The sequence below is a fragment of the Pseudomonas sp. genome (genome assembly GCF_035277045.1).
GTDB lineage: Bacteria > Pseudomonadota > Gammaproteobacteria > Pseudomonadales > Pseudomonadaceae > Aquipseudomonas.
On record NZ_DATELE010000277.1, the window covers coordinates 1 to 3,595 of the forward strand.

A 3,595-nucleotide genomic window follows, 5' to 3' on the forward strand; every position below is an offset into this window, starting at 1 on the left:
GCAAGGGACACACCTGGCGGGTCGTGCAGCCTTGCACTGACGCTGTTGCACCAAGGTGATGTTCCTTGGGCGCAACTGCGGGTATCCTCGCTCAAGCATTTCCGAACTGTCCTGATTCAAGGAGCTGTGCGCTGTGTTCAAACATGTCGATGCCTATGCCGGCGATCCCATCCTGTCGCTGATGGAGACCTTCAAGGCCGATCCCCGTGCCGACAAGGTCAACCTGAGTATCGGGCTCTACTACGATGCCGCCGGCGTTGTGCCGCAACTGGCGGCCGTAGCCGAGGCCGAGCAGCGACTGGCGGGTCAGCCCCATGAAGCCTCGCTGTACCTGCCAATGGAAGGCCTGGCCAGCTACCGCCAGGCCATCCAGGCGCTGCTGTTCGGTACCGGTCATCCCGCCGTCTCGGACGGCCGTGTCGCCACTGTGCAGACGGTGGGCGGCTCCGGCGCGCTCAAGGTCGGCGCCGACTTCCTCAAGCGCTACTTCCCGCAGGCCGAGGTCTGGGTCAGCAATCCGACCTGGGACAACCACCGCGCGATCTTCGAAGGTGCCGGGTTCAAGGTCCACACCTACCCGTACTTCGACCAGGCCACCCGCGGCCTGGATTTCGCAGGCATGCTCGCCACCTTGCAAGGCCTCGCGCCCAACAGCGTCGTGCTGCTGCACCCATGCTGCCACAACCCCACCGGTGTCGACCTGGATCAGCAGCAGTGGCAGCAAGTGGTCGAAGTGGTCAAGGCGCGCAACCTCATCCCGTTCCTCGACATCGCCTACCAGGGCTTCGGCGACGGCCTGGTAGAGGATGCCTATGCAATCCGCGAGATGGCACGTGCCGGCGTGCCCTGCCTGGTCAGCAACTCGTTCTCGAAGATTTTCTCGCTGTACGGCGAGCGGGTAGGGGGCCTGTCGGTGGTCTGCGACGACGCCGATACCGCGTCAAGTGTCCTCGGCCAGCTCAAGGCGACCGTGCGTCGCAACTACTCCAGCCCTCCCAACTTCGGTGCCCAGCTGGTATCGGGCGTGCTGGGTGATGCCGGCTTGAACGCCCAATGGGTCGCGGAAGTCGAGCAGATGCGCCAGCGCATCCTCGACATGCGCCAGGGGCTGGTCGATGCGCTTGCGGTGCTGCTGCCAGGTCAGGACTTCCAGTACCTGCTGCGCCAGCGCGGCATGTTCAGCTACACCGGGTTCAGTGTCGAGCAGGTGCGTCGCCTGCGTGACGAGTTCGGGGTGTACCTGATCGACAGCGGTCGGGTATGCATGGCAGGGCTGCGTCCTGACAACCTGCATCAGGTGGCGCAAGCGTTCGCGGCTGTGCAGGCGGCTTGAGCCCGCCACGCTGATCCCTGATTGCCTGAACGGGCCCGTCTCGACGCTCAGGCAACCCGATAACCCGCCCTGTGAAGGGGCGGGTCAGTTGCCAAAGGTGCAACCGCCCCTCGGCCAGGGCTTTGCAACAGCACCTTTTCAGCGCACAATCGCGCCCCCTTTTTTCGGTTGAGGTGGCGAAGTGTCTGATTGCCACTCTCAGCCTGTTGCAGTCTTGCGAGTGGAGTTGCACCCGGATGAATGAGCAGGCCCCAAGCGTTGAACAACGCTTTGAATCGACACCCGCTGCGCTTGGCAGCTGGTCCCGTCACGACACGACCTGGATGCTGGGCCTGTTCGGCACGGCCATCGGCGCCGGCACGCTGTTCTTGCCCATCAATGCCGGCCTCGGCGGTTTCTGGCCCTTGCTGATCCTGGCCATGCTGGCCTTCCCGATGACCTACTACGCTCACCGCGGCCTGACCCGCTTCGTGCTCTCCGGGCGCGAAGGCAGCGACATCACCGACGTGGTCGAAGAGCACTTCGGCGTCAGCGCCGGTGCCATGATCACCGTGCTGTACTTCCTGGCCATCTTCCCCATCCTGCTGATCTACAGCGTCGCCCTGACCAACACCGTCGGCAGCTTCCTGGAGCACCAGCTGCACATGACGCCACCGCCACGGGCGCTGCTGTCGTTCGTGCTGATCCTCGGCCTGCTGGCGATCGTTCGCTGCGGCGAGCAGGCGACCGTCAAGGTCATGAGCCTGCTGGTGTACCCGTTCATCGTGGCCCTGGCGCTGCTGGCGCTGTACCTGATTCCCCACTGGAACGGCGGCATCCTCGACACCGTCAACCAGGTGCCGAACGGTTCGGCGTTCCTGCACACGATGTGGCTGGCGATTCCGGTGATGGTGTTCTCGTTCAACCACTCGCCGATCATCTCGGCGTTCGCCGTCGACCAGAAGCGCCGCTATGGCGAGCACGCCGACGAGCGCAGCGGGCAGATCCTGTCGCGCGCGCACCTGCTGATGGTAGCGATGGTGCTGTTCTTCGTGTTCAGCTGCGTGCTCACCCTGAGCAGCGCCCAGCTGGCCGAGGCAAAGGCGCAGAACCTGTCGATCCTGTCGTACCTGGCCAACCATTTCGACAACCCGACCATCGCGTTCGCCGCGCCGCTGATTGCCTTCGTCGCGATCGCCAAGTCGTTCCTGGGCCACTACATCGGCGCCAGCGAGGGCCTCAAGGGCATCATCGCCAAGACCGGGCGGCGCCCGGGTGCCAAGTCCCTGGACCGTATCGTGGCAGCGCTGATGCTGGTGGTGTGCTGGATCGTCGCCACTCTCAACCCGAGCATCCTGGGCATGATCGAATCCCTGGGTGGCCCGGTGATCGCCGCCATTCTGTTCCTCATGCCGATGTACGCCATCCGTCGCGTCCCGGCCATGCGCAAGTACAGCGGTGCGCTGTCCAATGTGTTTGTCGTGGTGATCGGTCTCGCGGCCGTTTCCTCGGTGGTCTATTCGGTGGTTGACGCACTGCTGGGCTGACCGGCGTGTGTCCAGGCCCGGGTTGGCAAGCGCCACCCGGGCGTTTTTTTGCCCGATGGAAATGCCCGGCGCCTTAACAATTTGCGCCCGGGGCATTTTGTGGTTCGGCGCTTTCATGCTTAACTCAGGGTCCTTTCAAACCTGTACAAGGATCCCGTTCATGGCTCAAGTCACTCTCAAAGGCAACCCGGTCCAGGTCAACGGCCAGCTGCCACAGGCAGGTGCCCAGGCCCCGGCGTTCTCCCTGGTAGGCGACGGCCTGGCCGACAAGTCCCTCAAGGACTTCGCTGGCAAGCGCAAGGTGCTGAACATCTTCCCAAGCGTCGACACCCCTACCTGCGCCACGTCCGTGCGCAAGTTCAATACCCAGGCCAATGACCTGGGCAACACCGTGGTGCTGTGCATTTCTGCCGACCTGCCGTTCGCCCAGTCGCGCTTCTGCGGTGCCGAAGGCCTGGAGAACGTGCAGAACCTGTCGACCCTGCGCGGTCGCGAGTTCCTCGAGAACTACGGCGTGGCCATCGCCGACGGCCCGCTGGCCGGCCTGGCCGCTCGCGCGGTCGTGGTGCTGGACGAAAACGACAAGGTCCTGCACAGCGAGCTGGTCAAGGAAATCGCTGAAGAGCCGAACTATGAGGCCGTGCTGGCGGTCTTGAAGTAACGTCGTGCCCCTGGGCTGCGCTTGTGGCCCCAGGCGCAGGCCCGCTCCTTGAGCGGCCTGCCCCCACGAGTGAGG

3 protein-coding genes are annotated in these 3,595 nt (G+C 64.2%); all 3 read left to right on the top strand.

The window, feature by feature from the left end; translation table 11 throughout:
• Positions 1-133: 133 nt before the first annotated feature.
• The 3 genes from VJS90_RS19425 to tpx all read left to right on the top strand — a co-directional run bounded on the left by VJS90_RS19425 (position 134) and on the right by tpx (position 3,520).
• Positions 134-1,333 carry an amino acid aminotransferase gene (locus tag VJS90_RS19425; protein WP_324123256.1) on the top strand — a complete coding sequence of 400 codons (1,200 nt, stop codon included), beginning with the start codon at positions 134-136 and terminating at the stop codon, positions 1,331-1,333.
• A 236-nt stretch (positions 1,334-1,569) separates the two neighbouring features.
• A complete protein-coding gene (locus tag VJS90_RS19430) occupies positions 1,570-2,859 on the top strand; it encodes a serine/threonine transporter (protein WP_324123257.1) in 1,290 nt (429 codons plus the stop codon).
• Positions 2,860-3,019: 160 nt separating this feature from the next.
• Positions 3,020-3,520 (top strand): thiol peroxidase, encoded by a 501-nt coding sequence (gene tpx / locus VJS90_RS19435; protein WP_324123258.1) that lies wholly within the window; start codon positions 3,020-3,022, stop codon positions 3,518-3,520.
• Positions 3,521-3,595: the final 75 nt, after the last annotated feature.

Excerpts from the sequence above, each read along its gene's own strand:
- VJS90_RS19430 (WP_324123257.1), top strand. The coding sequence starts at position 1,570 with ATGAATGAGCAGGCCCCAAGCGTTGAACAACGCTTTGAATCGACACCC.
- tpx (WP_324123258.1), top strand. The coding sequence starts at position 3,020 with ATGGCTCAAGTCACTCTCAAAGGCAACCCGGTCCAGGTCAACGGCCAG.